The sequence below is a fragment of the Sphingobacterium bovisgrunnientis genome (genome assembly GCF_009829085.1).
GTDB classification, from domain to species: Bacteria; Bacteroidota; Bacteroidia; order Sphingobacteriales; family Sphingobacteriaceae; genus Sphingobacterium; species Sphingobacterium bovisgrunnientis.
Genome location: NZ_WUQY01000004.1, coordinates 82,612 through 101,438 on the forward strand (window position 1 = coordinate 82,612; position 18,827 = coordinate 101,438).

Genomic DNA, 18,827 nt, shown 5'->3' on the forward strand with positions numbered 1-18,827 from the left:
GCGTATATAAAATAGGTTATTAAGAAATAGTATAACGCATTATTAATAAATCTACCAAAAATAAAGGGTATATTTTTTTAAAATCCGCAATATAATTTTATTAGAAAAGACATAAGGTTGCACACTACTTCTGGCTTTCATATTCTTGGCTTAGCCGATCCATTCGGCGTTGTATCGCGACATCTGTACGATGCGGTACAAGATGATTTAGTGCATTTTTCTCTATATCTACATTGGATGCCGATTCAAAATTATGGACTATATTTTGGTTTGTGATAGCTACGTCATACGCGTCTTTGTGACTCATTAATTTGACAAATACAGGTAAGCATTCGAAGAATACAAAAAGAAGTGTAATAAAAATAACGGCATATTCTGTAGATTTTTCAATCGACCCATCAGGCTTCTTGTGCAAGTTGCTTAGCGCGGCGTTGCGATCCGCAAATCCTGCTACATTGATGGCGCTATCCAAACTTTTATCTGTCAGGATTTTTTCATCCATGATACCTTCTTTGACTTTGCGTTGGGAGAGTAAACTTTCTTTAGTTTGAATACGAGCGCGTAATGTGTCAAGATAGACTTCCTGTTTATTGAGATTCGCTTCCTTCATCTTGGCGTATGGACCATAGCCCAATACACCAGAAGTTTCTTCCGTTTTCGTTCCGAAAATTTCGTGATTCAACTTCTGTCTATCGGCTTTTAGCGTAGCCTCCAAAGAATCTGCTTGTGTTTTTATCCCATTCAATTGTGTAAATTCTGCAGCATATTTATTCTCAAAAGTCTTTTGCAGGGTATCGATATTCGCCTGTTGTTGTTTTAGATAATCAATTCGCAAATGTTCGCGTATTTCTTTGTCAAATATTTTTAATTCTAGTGGACGTGAAATGACAAAACCAATCAATACCGCAAGTAGAATTCGGGGTAATGCTTGCAATATCTGCTTAAATGTCCCTTTAGATTTATCTATACTGAGGACGATATATCGGTCAAGATTAAAAATCGCCAATCCCCAGATTGCACCAAAAATTAAAGCATAAAAGACCGCAAAATCGCTGCCGCTAAAAACAAAATAAAGGGCATAGCCTCCTGCTAAAGCCGCGAAAAGTCCCGTAAAAAAGATAGTAGCTCCAATGCTTATGTATTTATTATGTTCTTCGGGGAATTTATTTAGGGTTTCTTTATGTACTCCAGCGCACCACCAAAAGAAATTTTTAATATTGTTCATCTATTTGTTATTCAGATTAAAAGAATAATCAAATATAATTATCTGATTGCATTGGTTATGTAATTTTCGGTTAAAATAGGATAAATGTCGGTGAAATTAGTTTTGTCTTCAAATTTGACGGTTCGGCTTAATATTTTTATATTGTCAGCTTTGCTTGATTCCAGTATTTCCTGTTTGCATGAAATATTGTTTACTTTTGCATCACATATCTAAAAAACTAAATAAATTGTAATGAATAAAAAGAGTTTCATTCCATTTTTGGTTGTTGCATCCATGTTCGTCGGATGCGGTAGCGAAAACAAATTGCAGTCAGACAATCCACTTTTAGCAGCGTACGAAACGCCATTCAACGTTCCTCCTTTCGATAAAATTAAAGACGAACATTTCAAACCAGCTTTTGAAGAAGCGTTAAAACAACATAATTTAGAAATTGATTCTATAGTCAATAATGCGGACGAAGCGACTTTCGAAAATACGATAGTAGCATTAGAAAATGCAGGTTCATTGTTGTCCAATGTATCTACCGTTTTCTATAACTTAAATTCGGCTAACACGAATGATAGCATTCAATCCTTAGCAAAGGAATTAGCACCACAAATTTCAGCACATAGTGATGAGATTAGCTTGAACGGAAAATTATTTGAGCGCGTAAAATCAGTTTATGCTAACAAAGATAAATTTGCATTAGATGCTGAAGATTTGAAATTGTTGGAAGAGACCTACAAAGGTTTCGTTCGTTCGGGAGCTAATTTGTCCGATGCGGACAAAGAGTCTTTGAAAAAAATCAATTCAGAACTTTCTGTATTGACTACCCAATTTGGACAAAACTTGTTGGCAGAGACAAATGCATATGAACTTGTAGTTGAAAAGAAAGAAGATTTAGCGGGTTTGCCAGAAGGTCTAGTATCTGCAGCGGCAGATGTAGCGAAAGCAAAAGGTAAAGAAGGTAAATGGGTTTTCACTTTATCTAATCCTTCTGTTATGCCATTTTTGCAATACGCGGACAACCGTGATTTGCGTAAAAATATTTGGGATGCTTACCAAAAAAGAGGTAACAACGACAACGAAAGTGACAACAAAGAGATTTTAGTTAAGATTGCAAATCTTCGTTTGGAGAAAGCAAAATTATTAGGATACAATTCGCATGCAGCATATGTATTGGAAGAAGCTATGGCGGCAAATCCTGCGAATGTATATCAGTTGTTGAACAAGTTATGGACTCCTGCGCTTAATAAAGCAAAAGTAGAAGCAACGGATATCCAAAAGGAAATCGACGCAGCTCAAGATACATTCAAAGTAGCGCCTTACGATTGGAGATATTATGCAGAGAAAATTCGTGTGAAGCGTTTTGCGTTGAATGAGGAAGAAATTAAGCCTTATTTTAGCTTACCATCTGTACGTGAAGGTGCTTTTGAAACAGCAAAAAAATTATGGGGTATTTCTTTCGTAGCATTAAATAATGTGCCTACATACCACGAAGAAGTAGAAGTGTATGAAGTGAAAGACAAAGATGGTTCTCACTTAGGTTTATTATACGCTGACTTTTTCCCACGTGAGTCGAAAAGAGGCGGAGCGTGGATGACTTCATACCGCAAGCAATCTACTGTTGATGGTAAGCGTGTCGCTCCAGTGATTTCTATCGTATGCAATTTCACAAAACCAGTTGGTGACCAACCAGCTTTATTGACTTTCGATGAAGCAAGTACATTATTCCACGAGTTTGGTCATGCATTACACGGTTTGTTATCTAACGTAAAATACAAATCTTTATCAGGTACATCAGTATCTCGTGATTTCGTAGAATTGCCATCGCAAATCATGGAAAACTGGGCTTCAGATCCTGAAGTATTGAAAACTTACGCTAAACACTACAAAACTGGCGAAGCTATTCCAGATTCTTTAATTACGAAAATGGAAAATGCAGGAACATTTGATCAAGGTTTTGCAACAACAGAATATTTAGCAGCTTCTTTATTAGATTTAGATTTCCACGCGACACAAAAGCCTATTTCGGGTGATGTAAATGTGTTTGAGAAAAAAGCAATGGACAAAGCTGGTTTGATCGATGCGATAATTCCGCGTTACAGAAGTTCATATTTCCAACATATCTTCTCAGGCGGTTATTCAGCAGGTTACTATGCGTACATTTGGGCTGAAGTATTGGACTCAGATGCTTTTGCTGCATTTAAAGAGAAAGGTTTGTTTGACCAAGTAACAGCAGATTCATTCCGTAAAAATATTTTGGAAAAGGGTGGCACTGCCAATCCTGCGGATTTATACAAAGCTTTCCGTGGACAAGAGCCAGATCCTGTGCACTTAATGAAAAAAAGAGGATTAAATTAGTTTATTCTAATTCATAACGAAAGGCTTGTTTCAAATTTGAAACAAGCCTTTTTTGTTAAATTTTAGCTCAACATTTGTTATTTAGATTATCTTATTTATATTTGATCTAAATAAAAACAATATGTGTCAGTCCGTAAATCTTACCACAAAAGGGAATACTTCTATCAACTATTGTAGCAAATGTAATTTTCATTATGTGTGGCAGAAATCTTATGTGTTGACTTTTTCTTCTTTTCAATACGCTTGTTTTCTGGACGAAATAAGGAATAGGGTGGGCAATGAAGAGTTCTTGGCTTTTCCAGATGACGAAGAGAGAATGTTTTTAGCCACACCAGCACCAGAAATTCTGTTCACATTTACAAAGGAAGAATGGTATAATTTCACGACAGCTCTAGAAGAAGCGAACTATATGCGCGAAGTGTATCGAATTATTCAAGAATAAAAATATTAAGACCTAGTCTTCTTACTGCATTCTCTCTTATAAATAGGTAGGCTAGGCACAACTTAAAACTTCCCTTTATTATTTTGATAAAGGGAGTTTTTTGCGTTTAAACAAAGATCTGACGACTTCTATTTTTTCTTCAATTTCTGAATTATTGCGAGCAAAGCTTTGCGGTTTTTGGCGTCGTGGTAAAATTTGGGTAAACGCTCCAATAATGTAAAACCAGTTCTGTCTTTATGTTCTCTAAGATCTGCTGTAATATATTGCTCCAAATAAGTAAGATGATCCGCATTAAAGGCTACGAATACATCATTTTTAAAAGGATGTTGCAACCAGAGCTCTGCAACAAAATAACTGTGTGCGGCTATATTCCAATTTCCATTTATCCCATGTACAGTAGCCTCTGTTGATGTTTGTTTATTGAATCCACAATTTTCATAAAATAGTGTTGCCTTTTTCAATTCGTAATCAACTTTAGCAATAGCTTTTTTCGCACAATTTGGGCACATTACTCAAACTTCAGTTTGGTAGTCTTTAAGTGTTTTATTTTGGTCAGTGAAGCGAACAGGCATAACAATTTATTTAATCGTAAATGTCGCTAATAGGCCTTTGTGATCCGTTGGCCACACAGCTTTGGGTAATATAAAGTCATCTTGGCTATCTTTCTCTTGTTTCTGTGCATAGCGTACAGTAGCCTCAGGGCCTACTATTTTTATGTCTTTTAAATTGAGCTTTTTATTCGGTGATTTATAATAGATGTAATCGATGCGGTCACGGTCATCCGCTTCGGGAGTCCACGCCAATTTGCTGATAGGTACGTCAGGATTGTAACTCGGATAGGTAAAGCCGGGATGCGTTACAGGATTGGGATAAATAATACGAAAAGCGTCTTTAAATCCAGCTGTATACAGCATCAGCGAACAATCCCATGGAACCACTGCGCCACGACGATCGTACAAATGTTTATTCTCTTCTATCCAGTCCAAGTGTGATGGTTCATTAAAATCTCCAGCAATGATAATACTGTACTTTTTTGATTCCTTAGCGGCATCTGCAATCACATCGCGTATAGCTTCATCACGCTTTCCTTTACGATTCGCGGTTAAGATTTCTTGTACGTCTGTAATCGGCTTATCCATCTTCTTCCAGGTTACACCGTCGTATCCTCTTGGTAAATAACAAGCGTAATTGGTGTAATCTAGGTGTAAGGAGTAGAAAATTAATTGTTGATTGTGAATAGTAATTTTAGTTTTCAAAACTTGTCCTTGTCGATTTTCCTTTTCATACAAAGTAGATTGATCGAGAATCGGAAATTTTGAAAGTGTTGCGACATCTACCGAATGTTCACTGGAAATTCCGTAGTAGGTCTGTCCTTTTTGTTTTAAATCTTTAAGAAGTTTTGTTACAAAATCAACACCGTTCTTATTATTAACCTCACTCAAAAGTACAACATCGGCATTTTTATCGATTATTTCATCAACAATGGCTTCATAGCCTTTCGGTACAGAATTACCTTCGTGCCATATATTAAGTTGAAAGACTTTAAAGGACTTTTCCTGAGCAAGGCTATTAAAATTATATAAAAAGCAAAGGCAACAGACTATTCGAATAAGCATATGCTGTAAATAAGTTTATAATTAATCATTAAAAGTAATAAACTTATCTACAAAATAGAGTATGTTGAACTGTTAAATACCCGCTGAATCGAATTGCAAATCGTAAAGTCGTTTGTAATAACCGTCCATCGCTAACAACTCTTGATGGGAGCCAATTTCTTTGATTTCACCTTTCTCTAAGACAATTATTTTGTTGGCTTTCTGAATAGTAGAGAGTCTATGTGCGATCACAATAGCGGTACGTCCTTCCATCAAATTATCGATAGCGGATTGAATCATTAATTCCGTTTCAGTATCAATGGAAGAAGTTGCTTCATCCAATATCAAAATACGTGGATCGTGCACCAATGCGCGAATAAACGAAACCAATTGCGCTTGACCAGCTGACAGTGTTGCACCTCTTTCTTGTACCTTATAATCCAAACCTTCTGGTAGACGCATAATGAAATCATATGCCCCTACGCGTTTTGCTGCATTGATAATTTCTTCATCCGTAATGATTGGATTCTGCAGTGTTATATTGTTTTTAACAGTATCAGAGAACAAGAATACATCTTGTAAAACTGTTGAAATATTCTTGCGTAGGAAGTTCAATTCGTAATCACGAATATCTACGCCATCCAATAAAATTTGCCCTTTTTGGATTTCGTAGAAGCGACTTAGAATATTGATCGTAGAAGACTTTCCGGCTCCTGTAGCACCGACCAAAGCCAATGTCTCGCCCGGTTGTACTTTAAAGCTAACGTCTTTCAATACCCATTTCTCATCGTTGTATGCAAACCATACATTCTTAAATTCGATTTCACCGCGAATATGCGCAGGCTTATGTGTGCCTGAGTTTGGGTTAAATTCGTTCGTATCCAACACATCAAAAATTCGTTCTGCCGAAACCATACCCATTTGCAAGGTGTTGAACTTGTCAATTAGCTCACGAATAGGTCGGAAAATCATATTGATATACATCAAAAACGCAACAACAACCCCTGGTGAAATAACATCGGCTAAAACTTGCTTTGAGCCATACCACACCAAAAGTCCTGTCGCAATCGCAATGATAATTTCCAATACAGGAAAGAATATAGAGAAGTACCAATTGGCACGTACATGCGCATTGCGATGCTCTTTGTTGATAGTATCAAATTTCTTCATCTCTTGCTCTTCACGCGCAAAATACTGAATGACAGCCATACCCGAAATGTGTTCTTGTAAGAACGTATTTAAATTCGAAACCCAAAGACGCACATCTTGAAATGCCGATTTCATCGCTTCTTTGAAAATATACGTTGCCCACAGCATCAACGGCATTGGAACAAGAATGATCAAAGTCAATCGCCAATCGGTGTAAAACATGACTCCCAAAATAACCACCAGTTGCAATAAATCGCCGATAATCTGGATTAGACCTTCAGAAAAGATATTCGCAATAGTTTCTAAATCGGAAATAGTTCGGGTTATTAGACGCCCAATAGGTGTATTGTCAAAATATTTGAGGCGTAAGTTTGTAATATGTTCAAAGACTTGAATACGAATGTCGCGAATCACAGACTGCCCTAAAGTATTAGTCATCAAGGTGTGGAAATAACGCACTACGGTCTGCGCAATAAGCAACAGCATCATAATAATGAGCATCATGTCCAATCCTTCGTATTCCCCATTCAAGATATAGTTGTCGAGCGTATATTCAATCAACATTGGTAAAGCTGGCGCAACTGCCGCCAACAGAATCGTCAACACGAAAGATACCCAAAAGATGGTTCTGTATGGACTCATATATTTGGCTAGACGACCCAACAATTTGCTATCGTATGCTTTTCCTGATATTTTATCTTGTTTCAAAATCTATTTTTCTTGAATATATGGGTAAATAACACGTGTCAAATACAATCCATGCGCAGGCACTGATACACCTGCTTTCGAACGACTTTTGCTTTCTAAGACCTCCTGAATATACGAAATAGGTTTTCCCTTCACGCCAATCTCTAGCAGCGTCCCCACAATAGCACGAACCATGTTACGCAAAAAGCGATCTGCCGTAATGTGAAAAACAAAATGGTCACCGTTTTGTTCCCAACGCGCTTCTTTAATGGTACAGATATTAGTAAAGACCTGGGTATTCGATTTGCTAAAACATTCGAAATCTTTTGTGCCTAACAAAAATTTTGCTGCTTCATTCATCTTTTCTACATCTGGAATATCGCGCAGAAGCCAAGATTTATTTATCAAAAAAGGATTTTTCTTGCTGTGGATGTGGTATTCATACGAGCGTTCAGTTGCGTCAAAGCGCGCATGTGCATCGTCCGCAACTAATATTATGCGCTGCACAGAAATATCGTAAGGCAGCAGTGAATTGATAGAAAGTAAGGCACGGTTTGGATTTTCTGTTAAGACATTATTTGCACTATCAAAATGCACATACAATTGTTTTGCATGCACACCTGTATCGGTACGTCCTGCACCAACTGTTTCGACTTCTTCACGTAAAAATGTGTGTAAAGCATGGTTTAATTTTTCTTGTACGGCGATAGCATTTGGCTGAATTTGCCAACCGTGGTAGGCTGTTCCGTCATAGGCTATTTCTAAAAAAAATCTTTTCATGTCATTCACACGACAAAGGTAAAAAAATACTACTAGCGAAACGGTAGAACAAAGTCATATTTCTGTGGTTTATACTATATTTGTAATATTGTCATAAGATTAAAAAACAGATATGATTCAACGCATTCAAACAATTTGGTTGTTATTAGCAACAGTAATTATTTTAGGATTATTTATGTTCCCGTACTTAAATTATATCGATTTGGTGGGGTTGGGCAAAAAGTTATTTGTCACTGGCGAATATTCTGCTGTGAATAATGAATCCGTAAAGCAAAGCAATTTTCTATTGCAAACAATAGCAACGATAGTTGTTGCATTGGTGCCTTTAGCAACTATTTTTCAATTCAAAAACAGAAAACTTCAAATTAAATTGATCTTTGTTTCCATAGCTTTAATAGCGTTATTGGGTGTTTGGATGTACTTTACCTCTGCTGCTACATTGGATTTGATATCACAAAGTTTCGGCGCTAACAATATAGGTGTAGGGTTTTTCTTGTTGCCTATTTCAATTATCTTTTTAGCAATGGCATTGGGCGGCATTCGTAATGATGAGAAATTAATCAAGTCAGCAGACAGATTACGTTAATTATCTTATGAAAAGATTTTTTCTGGTTCTAGCAATTACATTAGGTGTTAGTTTTTCTTTTGCGCAAGAGAAGGAAGAACGCAAATCCACAGATATCAACGAAATCGAGGTGTGGACTAAGGGTGTACAAGTTTCAGCTAAAGGTGATACGGCGACAGTAGAATTGTATTTGCAATCATACTTGAAAAATCCACGTGAATTTAAGTTAAATACATTTTCAACGGGATTGTTGAGTGGTAGTGAAAAACCTTTATGGTATCATACGATGCAATTGGGAAAGGTTCTTGTGCGTCTGGAAGACAGGCAAAATTATCTTCGTTATTTGCTTACACGTAATGAACCAGTGGTATTGACAATCAAAACTGGAGATTGGAAAAAGCAATGGGGCAAACCAAAACAATTAAAACTAGCCTTTGAAGATTTTCAGGAAGAAGGGAAGATATTAGAATTTGTTATAGATTTATAATACAAAAGCCTCGAAAAATTTCGAGGCTTTTGTATGTTTTTATCTTGAATAACGAATTTGTTGTCTGTCCATCATTCCCATTTGATCTTTCATCATTTTGATTTGATCTGCTAACAATTTGTTCTTATCTGCGCGTTTCGCTTCTTGCAAATATTTCTCTGCTTCACGTTTATTACGTTTTGCCATCATTACACCAGCTAGACTCAACTTCGCTAAAGCTACATTGTGATCCATATGCAAACCTAATGAAAGAGCTTTCTTAAAGAATTTCTCCGATTGCAAAGGCGCACGTTGAGATTCCATTAGACCTAATAGTAAATGATAATATCCGTGTTGTGCAGGAATAAGTTGTTTCTCGTAATTTGTGATCTTACTCAACCATTTTTCCGCATTGACAGTATCTTGCTTACGAAAATACCATTGAGTAATAAGCATATATTCGTGAAAGAAAACAGTCACCCAAGCCAAAATTGTAACCAGAATACCCAAAATACCCCAGCCCCAATATCCAAACCAAAATAATACTACTGTTCCTACCAAAAGTAAACAGCTAATAATAATACGCACTAAATTTGACATTTCTTCTTGTTGTAGTTTTTAAAACGCAAATATCCATTAATTTAAGTAGTTATGCAAACTTGTTTATAGGTTTAAGCCTTAAAAATGTACTTTTGTTTTATGGAAAATCTGTACGACGAAAGTTGGGCTCCCATCTTAAAGCCTTTGATGCAACAAGATTACATGCGAAAACTATCTGCTTTTGTACAACAGGAGCGTACTCAATTTGAAGTTTATCCGCCTAAGAGTTTAGTATTTAATGCTTTTCGTTTGACGCCCTTGAACGATGTCAAAGTGGTGTTTTTGGGGCAAGATCCTTATCATAATATTGGTCAAGCACATGGATTATCATTCTCAGTGCCTCAGGGAGTAGCTTTTCCGCCTTCGTTAAAGAATATATTTGCTGAGCTATCCACCGATATTGAAGGTTTCCAAATACCAAGCTCTGGCGATTTGACCAAATGGGCAAAACAAGGTGTGATGTTGTTGAATGCAACACTTACAGTACGCGCACATCAAGCTGCTTCACACCAAAAGCAAGGCTGGGAAACGTTTACCGATCAGATTATTGAAAAGATTTCTTCCGAATTGGAAAATGTAGTTTTTGTGCTTTGGGGCTCGTACGCACAAAAAAAATCCGTTCTTATTGATGAAAAAAAACATTTGATTCTAAAAGCGGTTCATCCATCACCACTTTCTGTTTATCGTGGATTCTATGGTTCTAAACCTTTTTCAAAAGCAAATAATTATTTAGTTGCTCATGGCAGAAATCCAATTGATTGGAAGTTGTAGTTAAGCGTAGCGTTCTTTGAGGTTTTCGAAATCGTATTTCGCGTTCTCTAATCTTTCGATATGGTTAATGCGGATTTTTTTGCCATTTTGCTCAATATGTGTAACTAACAAATGGCTGTCGTAAGCTATTTTATACGGAGTTTGTAGATCCACAAACTCTGTGGCTTCTCCACGAACGACGTACTCAAGCTTACCAAAAGTGTTAAATCTTTTTACGATAAATTCATTGATGGTTTCTGTTGGCGTCACTGTAAACCAAGCGCCATCACCCACACCGCCTAAATACATGGCATCTTTTGGTAGCGTTATTGGTTTGAAACGATAATTCATGCCTCCGATAATCAGGTCATTAGGGAATAATGCTGATTTTTTACGCGAAATATTATCACCTAATTGTTTCAGCAAAAACCAAAAAGACTGAAATCTATTCATACGGAAGCTTTTGATGCCTTCATCGGGAACGTAAGAATAGATGATACGATCTTCCGCAGTATTTACAAGATTACTTACTGGGCTACTTTTGATTGTCTCTGGAAGATTGATGTAATGCCAAAAATGGTATTTGGGACACGATTTCATCAACATTCGGGTGATGAATCGAGAGCAATTATTGTTGTTTTTTGCGACTGCGCCATAAGGATAAGTGCCTTCAGTTACGCACTGATCACCATAGGCTCTTGCCTTTTCAAAATTAATTCCTTTCACAATTGAAAAGAACAACTTGCCATCACCATACATTGCTGGCTTAAGGTCTTCAAAAAGTTTGATTATATCTTCTAGGTTGGTAATGCTATTATTTTGTATTTCTGCTTTCAGCGAAATATCCAACATAGGATCAGAGAATTTGGAACGTGCGCGACCATAGCCTCGTGGCGCGATATAACGACCAAAGTCGTAAAAAAGCATCTCGCCATCTAGGTGATTTACAATCACCACACCTGTATGCCCGACCTTAAAATTTAGATTTTTGACAAGACCTATTTTTTTAAAGAACATCATCCATTTTTCATCGCCTCGAATTGTTGCATCTGGCCATGTTAAGATAATCGCAAAGTCTTGATAGTCTGTATTCATTTAATATTCTAACGGCACAATAGGTTCTTTTTTCGAAGTCGACATAATCATCATCGTCTGAAAAGTTTTTACAAACGGAATTTTAGAAATCTTCTCCATGATCACTGCCTCATAGGCTTTGATGTCTTTAACGTATACTTTGAGGATAAAGTCACAGTTACCCGTGACGTGATGACATTCCGTGACTTCAGGAATAGCTTTTACGGCTTCCACAAACTCGGGAATAGCATTGTGGGTGTGAAAATCCAACGAAATCTGAATAAAAGATTTAATACCTAAACCTAATTTTTCTTCATCAACGAAAGCGTGATAACTCTTAATAAATCCAGAGTTTTCCAATTTGCGTACACGCTCTAATGTAGGTGCAGGTGAAAGACCGATATTTGTAGCAAGCTGCAAATTCGTAATACGGCCATTTTCTTGCAAGAGGCGTAAAATCTTGAGATCAAGTTTGTCAAGTTGGTAGGACATATAATTTCTTTCTTCGAAATGTAAATATAACAAATATTATACAATACTATATCTTTTTGGGTAAGTAAAAGCACTGTGTAAAGTCTTCTTTGGAAAATTTTGTTAGGTCTGAAATGTTCGAATGTGAAATCTCTCTGGAAATTTAATAAATAGACCATATCGACTTTTTTGATTATTAAACGTTATTTCGTATAGTTTACATCTATGATGATTATTCTTCGAAATAGAATTTAACAATATCGAATCATTTTTTTGTCAAAAAATTATGTTAAAATCGTCTTGAACACACAAAGAAGTGACTTTTGTCATAAATTGACCTACTTTCACGTTCAGAGAGACCAAAAAATGCTATATTATTAGTATTTATATCGTAACTTTGTGTTCCCAAAAAGGTCTGCTATAATGGTTTGACGTGTAAAAAGGGAAGCATTAAATATGAGTACCAAAGACGACGAATTACTGAAAGAGCTGGAGCAAGAAGAATACAAATACGGTTTCACGACTGATATTGAGATGGATATTGCTCCCAAAGGATTGAATGAAGATACAATTCGCCTAATATCATCTAAAAAAAATGAACCAGAATGGTTATTGGAATGGAGATTAAAAGCTTTCCGCCATTTCCTTTCTATGGATATGCCAACTTGGCAAAATTTTGATAATCCAGAAGTAGATTTTCAAGAATTATCATACTACGCTGCACCAAAGCCCAAAAAGCAATTGGAAAGTTTAGACGAAGTGGATCCTGAATTATTGGAGACTTTCGCCAAACTAGGCATTCCTTTGGACGAGCAAAAGGTATTAGCAGGTGTGGTTGCTGTGGATGCAGTATTTGACTCGGTGTCGGTAAAAACTACATTCCGTGAAAAATTGAAAGAAAAAGGAGTTATTTTCTGTTCATTTGGTGAGGCTGTTCAAGAATATCCTGAATTAGTTAAAGAATATTTGGGCACTGTAGTTCCGCAAACGGATAATATCTATGCGGCATTGAACTCAGCTGTATTCTCTGATGGTTCATTCGTTTACATTCCAAAAGGCGTTCATTGTCCAATGGAATTGTCTACATATTTCCGTATCAATGCACAAAATACAGGTCAGTTTGAACGTACATTAATCGTTGCGGATGAAGGTTCTTACGTTTCTTATTTAGAAGGATGTACGGCTCCGATGCGTGATGAGAATCAATTGCACGCTGCTGTGGTAGAATTGATCGCCATGAAAGATGCTGAAATTAAATATTCTACTGTTCAAAACTGGTATCCTGGTGATAAAGACGGTAAGGGTGGTATTTTCAACTTCGTAACTAAGCGCGGTATCTGTAAAGGTGATAACTCGAAGATTTCTTGGACACAAGTAGAAACGGGTTCGGCGATTACTTGGAAATATCCAGGCGTAATCTTAAAAGGTGACAATTCTGTAGGTGAATTTTACTCTGTAGCTATGACGCGTAATATGCAAGTAGCGGATACAGGTACAAAAATGATTCACTTAGGTAAAAACACGAAATCTAAGATTGTTTCGAAAGGTATTTCTGCAGGTAAATCACACAATAGCTATAGAGGTTTGGTGAAAATTGGTCCTAATGCGGACAACTCACGTAACTTCACACAATGTGACTCTTTGTTGATTGGTGACCGTTGTGGAGCGCATACTTTCCCTTATATCGAGAACAAAAACAAAACGGCTAAACTAGAGCACGAAGCAACAACCTCAAAAATAGGTGAAGATCAAGTGTTCTACTTAAATCAACGTGGTATCGATTCAGAAAAAGCTGTTGGATTAATCGTAAACGGTTACGCAAAAGAAGTGCTTAACCAGTTGCCAATGGAATTTGCTGTTGAAGCACAGAAGTTATTAGCGATCTCGTTAGAAGGTTCGGTAGGTTAAGGAAATTTGAAAATTAGATAATTTGAAAATGTGAGCAGGATAGAATCTCAATACTCACATCTCAATACTCAATACTAAAAAAGAAATGTTATCAATAAAGAATTTGCAAGCGTCTGTTGAAGACAAACAAATATTAAAAGGATTAAACTTAGAAGTAAAAGCGGGTGAAGTTCACGCAATCATGGGACCTAACGGTGCTGGTAAAAGTACATTGGGTAATGTATTAGCTGGTCGTGATTCGTACGAAGTGAATGGTGGTGAAGTAACGTTGGATGGAAAAGATTTATTGGATCTTTCTCCAGAAGATCGTGCGCGTGAAGGTTTGTTTTTGGCTTTCCAGTACCCAGTAGAAATTCCTGGTGTGTCAAATATCAATTTCTTGAAAACTGCTGTAAGTGACATCCGTGAATATAGAGGTCTTCCTCCATTAGAAGCGAAAGAATTCTTAGCAATGGTAAAAGAGAAACAAAAATTAGTAGAATTCTCTGCTAATTTGGCGAATCGTTCGTTGAACGAAGGTTTCTCTGGTGGTGAGAAAAAGCGTAACGAAATCTTCCAATTGGCGATGTTGAATCCTAAATTAGCGATTTTGGATGAGACGGATTCAGGTTTGGACATCGATGCATTGCGTATTGTAGCAAATGGCGTAAACCAATTGCGTTCGAAAGACAATGCTTTCGTGATAATCACACACTACCAACGTTTATTAGATTATATCGTTCCAGATTTCGTTCACGTATTGCACAATGGTCGCATTGTCAAAACTGGAACTAAAGAATTGGCATTAGAATTAGAAGAAAAAGGTTACGATTGGTTAAAAGACTTAGATGCGCAAAATGCCTAATCTAATCGGTCACCGATAAAAATTTAAGGTCATGAGCGGATTGATAACAAATAACATGAGTACAACAATAGCAAACTCTTTATTCGAACAGTTGACGTTTACTTTTCAAGAATTGGAAGTGACTAATGAGCCTTCTTCATTGAAAGCAATTCGTCAAGAAGCTTTCGGAAAATTCGAAAAAGCAGGTTTTCCAACAGTTAAGAATGAAGAATGGAAATATACAAACATTCATGCTTTAATCAACAAAACATATTTGTTGAATGAAGATGTGGATGTAGCAAATTTGGATTTGAGCAAAGCGGATATTCCAGAATTGGATGCACACCGTATCGTATTGATCAATGGTCAATATGTGTTGGCTTTCTCTTCGTTGGAAGATGAGGTTGGCATTACGGTAAAACCAATTGAAGAAGCTGTAGAAGAAGCTAATTTCCAAAAACACTTTGCCCAATATGCAGATAAAGCGGATAATGCATTGGTGGATTTGAATACAGCTTTATATACTTCGGGTATTTATTTATCTGTTGGCAAAAATAAAGTAGTTTCTAAACCATTGCATATCGTGCATGTAGCGACAGGTGGCGAAGAGTTTTTCGCACAAACAAGAAACTTATTCGTTGTAGAAGCTAATGCTGAAGTAGAAATCATTGAATCATTCATCACATTAGAAAATACAGCTAAAAACTTGCACAATAAGGTTACGGAAATTGTATTGGACGAAAATGCAAAAGTTCAGCACTATTACCTTCAAGTAGCTGATGCAGTAAGTAACTATATCAACCATACCGAAGTTTACCAAGCAAAATACAGTTTGTACAACAATTACAATTGTACTTTCCCTGGTGCTACTTTTGTACGTAATAATATCAATGTGCGTTTGGATGCGGAAAATGTGGAGTCACATTTATACGGTATCAATTTATTAGCTAACAAACAATTGGTTGATAACCATACGGTAGTAGATCACTTAAAGCCACACTGTGAATCGTACGAGTGGTACAAAAACATTCCTCAAGACGAATCAACAGCAGTATTTAATGGTAAAATCTTCGTTCGTGAGGATGCACAAAAAACAAACGCTTTCCAACAAAATAACAATATGTTGATTGGTGATAAAGCAACGGTTTATACAAAACCTCAATTAGAAATCTTTGCAGATGATGTGAAATGTTCGCACGGATGTACGATGGGTCAATTTGACGATGAAGCTTTGTTCTATTTAAGAGCAAGAGGTATCGGCGAAGAGTCTGCACGTATTTTATTGGTACACGCTTTTGCTTTTGACGTGACTTCACGTTTTTCAAATGAAGTGGTTCGCGCTTATGTAGAAGATCTTGTGGCCAAAGGTTTAGACAGAAAAAATTAGTAGTGTAGTTTTATATTAAAAGCGTCTAGGGAGAAATTCTTAGACGCTTTTTTTGTTTTCTATGTTGACAAAATATTATCGACCAGTCAGATCCAAACGAATGGGTAGACTATAAGCAACTCTAACCAGAACACCGCGCATGTATCCTGGAGTCCATTTTTTAGCTCTTTTTAAAACGTTGATTGCAGCATCGCCAGTTCCAAATCCTAAATCTTCGTCTATTTTCATATCAACCATTTTTCCTTCTTGATCAATAACAAAGGAAACTTTAACAGTACCTTTTACCCTAGCATTAATTGCTTCCTTGGGATAGTTGTAATTATTCGCAATAAATGTTCGTATGGCTATTATATCTCCAGGATAAATAGGTGGTTGATGATAGTTCTTGTCATCATAAAAGTATTCCTTATTCAAGGAATCTTTTGTAACCCCTGAGATAAGCTTCCCATTATCGTATGTCTCTTCAAAGCTGTATTTGTCACCCATAAAACTTCCAGTCCATTTTCCTGTGCGTTTGTGTTTTTCGTAGTTTCCTTTTTCTACGGTAGAGTTACTCAATTCAATTTCAGCGTACCCATTGCCATTGTAAAGATGACGTTTGCCTAAGGAATCGTGATAAACAAGTATTAACGTATCCGTAACTTTAATTTTTTCTTTTTCTTCTTTATAAGGGTATTCAAACGCTAGTTTTAGCTTTCCGTTAGAATAATAATAGTAAGCTGTATCAATCAAAACTCCATCTGGACTATAGGTTTCTTTTGTTTTTATTTTTCCATTTTCGTAAGCCTCCAGCTTTTGTCCAATAAATTTTTTGCCTTTAATGTTTGGAAATGTTCCTATTAATTTGGTTTTATTGGTTTGAATATATTTTTCTATTACGCGGACTTGAGCGTTTTCTAATATAGATAATTCGCGATAATAATGAGCTTGCTCCTTTTCTTGGTTTCTTTACCCTCTTTCGTATATAAAGTTGTAAATGATAATTGGCCGTAAACAATTTGAATAAGCAAGCTTATCAATATTGTGCTGAATAGTCTTTTCATCTTAAGTTAATCTTTTTGTCTTAATCGTAAATATAATGTTTTGAGTCTAAAACCAAAAACTTATCCTAGGACAGGAAAACACGAATTAGAGTCAAAACCTGATGATTCAGAATTCACAATGGTATATTTGAGCAAATTTTGAATAATGATACACGAAAATTGGTTCAAAACATATATATACATCTGGATAGGGCAGTTTGTCTCCTTATTGACTAGCTCGGCAGTCAATTTTGCAGTAATTATATATTTGAGTTTACATTACAAGTCTGCTGAAGTATTGGCATTTGCTGGAATTGCAGGATTATTGCCACAAGCAATTATAGGACCATTCGCGGGAGTATATATTGACCGTTGGGATCGTAAGAAAGTCATGATATACGCGGATGCTTTTATTGCATTATGTACTTTTTTGATGTCATTTGCATTTGTGAAAGGCGAAGCGAATCTGATATTTGTGTATGCACTTCTTGTTTGTCGTTCATTGGGTCAAGCTTTTCATACGCCAGCAATGCAGGCTATTGCTCCTTTGATTGTGCCTGAGGATAAATTATTGAAAGTATCAGGGATAAATCAAATGCTACAGTCTGTCAGTATGATTGCAGGACCAGCTGTGGGTACTTTAGCGATTACTTTCTTGCCTATTTCAAAGGTTTTGTATTTGGATGTGATTGGCGCTTGTTTGGCGATAGTTTCTTTGTTATTTGTGACGATTCCGAAGTTGACAAAGCAAAGTGAAGATAATGATATATCGACTGTATTGACAGATTTGAAATTAGGCTTCGCTGAAATTCAAAAAAATAAAGGTCTATATATGTTATTCGTCTATGCGATGTTGACTACATTTTTTGTGATGCCTGTTGCCATTATGTATCCATTATTGACAATTGAACATTTTGCAGGGGGCAAATGGGAGATGAGCATCATCGAAGTGGTGTGGGGTGCTGGTATGTTAGTTGGTGGTGGAATCTTAAGTGCATGGCAGGGTTCTATCTCTAAAGTTATCTTAGTCAATGCGATGCATATATTTCTGGGGTTGACATTTGTGTTTTCGGGATGGATAAGTAGTGATTTATTTTGGATATTTGTGGCTATTACAACTCTGGGCGGAATAGGAATGTCTTTCTTCAATGCCTCTTTTATGACCATTATTCAAGAAGAAGTTAAGCCTGAATTTTTAGGACGTGTGTTCTCGATGTACTTTAGCTTTGCTATTATCCCAAGCGTTATTGGCTTACTTTTTACAGGTTGGATAGCAGACAAAATCGGGGTGGTCAATGCTTTTATAATCAGTGGATTGGCAATGTGTGTGGTTGGATTGTTATCATTTCTAACACCTGCTGTAATGAATCTAGGGAAGAGTAAGGAATTAGGTTCTGAAGTATTACCAAATGATACCAAATAAAAAAAGCTTCTCAATTTGAGAAGCTTTTGAGCGAAAGACGAGATTCGAACTCGCGACCCCAACCTTGGCAAGGTTGTGCTCTACCAACTGAGCTACTTTCGCTTGTTTGTGATACAA

18 protein-coding genes and 1 tRNA gene are annotated in these 18,827 nt (G+C 36.5%); 9 read left to right on the top strand and 10 right to left on the bottom strand.

The annotated features are described in order from the left end of the window. Positions 1-124 precede the first annotated feature (124 nt). Positions 125-1,225, bottom strand: coding sequence for a DUF4407 domain-containing protein (locus GOQ16_RS03635; protein WP_160067998.1), 1,101 nt, complete (start codon positions 1,223-1,225; stop codon positions 125-127). A 231-nt stretch (positions 1,226-1,456) separates the two neighbouring features. Between GOQ16_RS03635 and GOQ16_RS03640 the strand changes: the two genes are divergently transcribed. Both GOQ16_RS03640 and GOQ16_RS03645 read left to right on the top strand, forming a co-directional pair. Beyond that, a complete protein-coding gene (locus GOQ16_RS03640; protein WP_160068000.1) occupies positions 1,457-3,568 on the top strand; it encodes a M3 family metallopeptidase in 2,112 nt (703 codons plus the stop codon). A gap of 121 nt (positions 3,569-3,689) precedes the next feature. Then, entirely contained in the window at positions 3,690-4,010 is a 321-nt protein-coding gene (locus GOQ16_RS03645; protein WP_160068002.1) for a hypothetical protein, read from the top strand. A 128-nt stretch (positions 4,011-4,138) separates the two neighbouring features. On the opposite strand, the gene GOQ16_RS03650 is transcribed toward GOQ16_RS03645, so the two are convergent. The 4 genes from GOQ16_RS03650 to truA form a co-directional block, all read right to left on the bottom strand. Next, entirely contained in the window at positions 4,139-4,519 is a 381-nt protein-coding gene (locus tag GOQ16_RS03650; protein ID WP_204987413.1) for a hypothetical protein, read from the bottom strand. A 69-nt stretch (positions 4,520-4,588) separates the two neighbouring features. Beyond that, positions 4,589-5,626, bottom strand: coding sequence for an endonuclease/exonuclease/phosphatase family protein (locus GOQ16_RS03655; protein WP_160068004.1), 1,038 nt, complete (start codon positions 5,624-5,626; stop codon positions 4,589-4,591). Positions 5,627-5,698: 72 nt separating this feature from the next. Beyond that, positions 5,699-7,396 carry an ABC transporter ATP-binding protein gene (locus GOQ16_RS03660; protein ID WP_438865725.1) on the bottom strand — a complete coding sequence of 566 codons (1,698 nt, stop codon included), beginning with the start codon at positions 7,394-7,396 and terminating at the stop codon, positions 5,699-5,701. A gap of 69 nt (positions 7,397-7,465) precedes the next feature. Further along, entirely contained in the window at positions 7,466-8,221 is a 756-nt protein-coding gene (truA, locus tag GOQ16_RS03665; RefSeq protein ID WP_160068008.1) for a tRNA pseudouridine(38-40) synthase TruA, read from the bottom strand. A 112-nt stretch (positions 8,222-8,333) separates the two neighbouring features. Here truA and GOQ16_RS03670 point away from each other — a divergent pair, with 112 nt between their 5' ends. Together GOQ16_RS03670 and GOQ16_RS03675 are read left to right on the top strand one after the other, a co-directional pair. Then, positions 8,334-8,807: a DUF4293 domain-containing protein gene (locus tag GOQ16_RS03670; protein ID WP_160068010.1), complete on the top strand. Its 474-nt coding sequence runs from the start codon at positions 8,334-8,336 to the stop codon at positions 8,805-8,807. A 7-nt stretch (positions 8,808-8,814) separates the two neighbouring features. After that, positions 8,815-9,273: a hypothetical protein gene (locus GOQ16_RS03675; protein WP_160068012.1), complete on the top strand. Its 459-nt coding sequence runs from the start codon at positions 8,815-8,817 to the stop codon at positions 9,271-9,273. Between the two features lie 39 nt (positions 9,274-9,312). Here GOQ16_RS03675 and GOQ16_RS03680 read toward each other — a convergent pair whose 3' ends face one another. Continuing rightward, positions 9,313-9,852, bottom strand: a complete 540-nt coding sequence (locus GOQ16_RS03680) for a tetratricopeptide repeat protein (protein WP_149914738.1) — start codon at positions 9,850-9,852, stop codon at positions 9,313-9,315. Between the two features lie 99 nt (positions 9,853-9,951). Here GOQ16_RS03680 and ung point away from each other — a divergent pair, with 99 nt between their 5' ends. After that, positions 9,952-10,623, top strand: a complete 672-nt coding sequence (gene ung / locus GOQ16_RS03685) for a uracil-DNA glycosylase (protein WP_160068014.1) — start codon at positions 9,952-9,954, stop codon at positions 10,621-10,623. Here ung and GOQ16_RS03690 read toward each other — a convergent pair whose 3' ends face one another. Both GOQ16_RS03690 and GOQ16_RS03695 read right to left on the bottom strand, forming a co-directional pair. Next, complete coding sequence (locus GOQ16_RS03690) at positions 10,624-11,697, bottom strand: DUF6695 family protein (RefSeq protein WP_160068016.1); 1,074 nt, start codon at positions 11,695-11,697, stop codon at positions 10,624-10,626. It abuts the gene before it with no gap. Continuing rightward, a complete protein-coding gene (locus tag GOQ16_RS03695; protein ID WP_132777368.1) occupies positions 11,698-12,168 on the bottom strand; it encodes an Lrp/AsnC family transcriptional regulator in 471 nt (156 codons plus the stop codon). A 435-nt stretch (positions 12,169-12,603) separates the two neighbouring features. On the opposite strand from GOQ16_RS03695, the gene sufB reads away from it, so the two are divergent. From sufB to sufD, 3 genes are all read left to right on the top strand, one after another. Beyond that, positions 12,604-14,055, top strand: a complete 1,452-nt coding sequence (gene sufB / locus GOQ16_RS03700; RefSeq protein WP_160068018.1) for a Fe-S cluster assembly protein SufB — start codon at positions 12,604-12,606, stop codon at positions 14,053-14,055. Positions 14,056-14,140: 85 nt separating this feature from the next. Further along, a complete protein-coding gene (gene sufC / locus GOQ16_RS03705; protein ID WP_160068020.1) occupies positions 14,141-14,899 on the top strand; it encodes a Fe-S cluster assembly ATPase SufC in 759 nt (252 codons plus the stop codon). Positions 14,900-14,954: 55 nt separating this feature from the next. Beyond that, positions 14,955-16,265: a Fe-S cluster assembly protein SufD gene (gene sufD, locus GOQ16_RS03710; protein WP_160068022.1), complete on the top strand. Its 1,311-nt coding sequence runs from the start codon at positions 14,955-14,957 to the stop codon at positions 16,263-16,265. Between the two features lie 75 nt (positions 16,266-16,340). Here the strand turns inward: sufD and GOQ16_RS03715 are convergent, their stop codons facing one another. Then, on the bottom strand, positions 16,341-16,997 hold the full coding sequence (locus GOQ16_RS03715; protein WP_160068024.1) for an energy transducer TonB: 657 nt from the start codon (positions 16,995-16,997) through the stop codon (positions 16,341-16,343). Positions 16,998-17,453: 456 nt separating this feature from the next. On the opposite strand from GOQ16_RS03715, the gene GOQ16_RS03720 reads away from it, so the two are divergent. Next, positions 17,454-18,710: an MFS transporter gene (locus GOQ16_RS03720; protein ID WP_160068026.1), complete on the top strand. Its 1,257-nt coding sequence runs from the start codon at positions 17,454-17,456 to the stop codon at positions 18,708-18,710. A gap of 29 nt (positions 18,711-18,739) precedes the next feature. Here GOQ16_RS03720 and GOQ16_RS03725 read toward each other — a convergent pair. Then, positions 18,740-18,812, bottom strand: a tRNA-Gly gene (locus GOQ16_RS03725). Between the last annotated feature and the right edge of the window lie 15 nt (positions 18,813-18,827).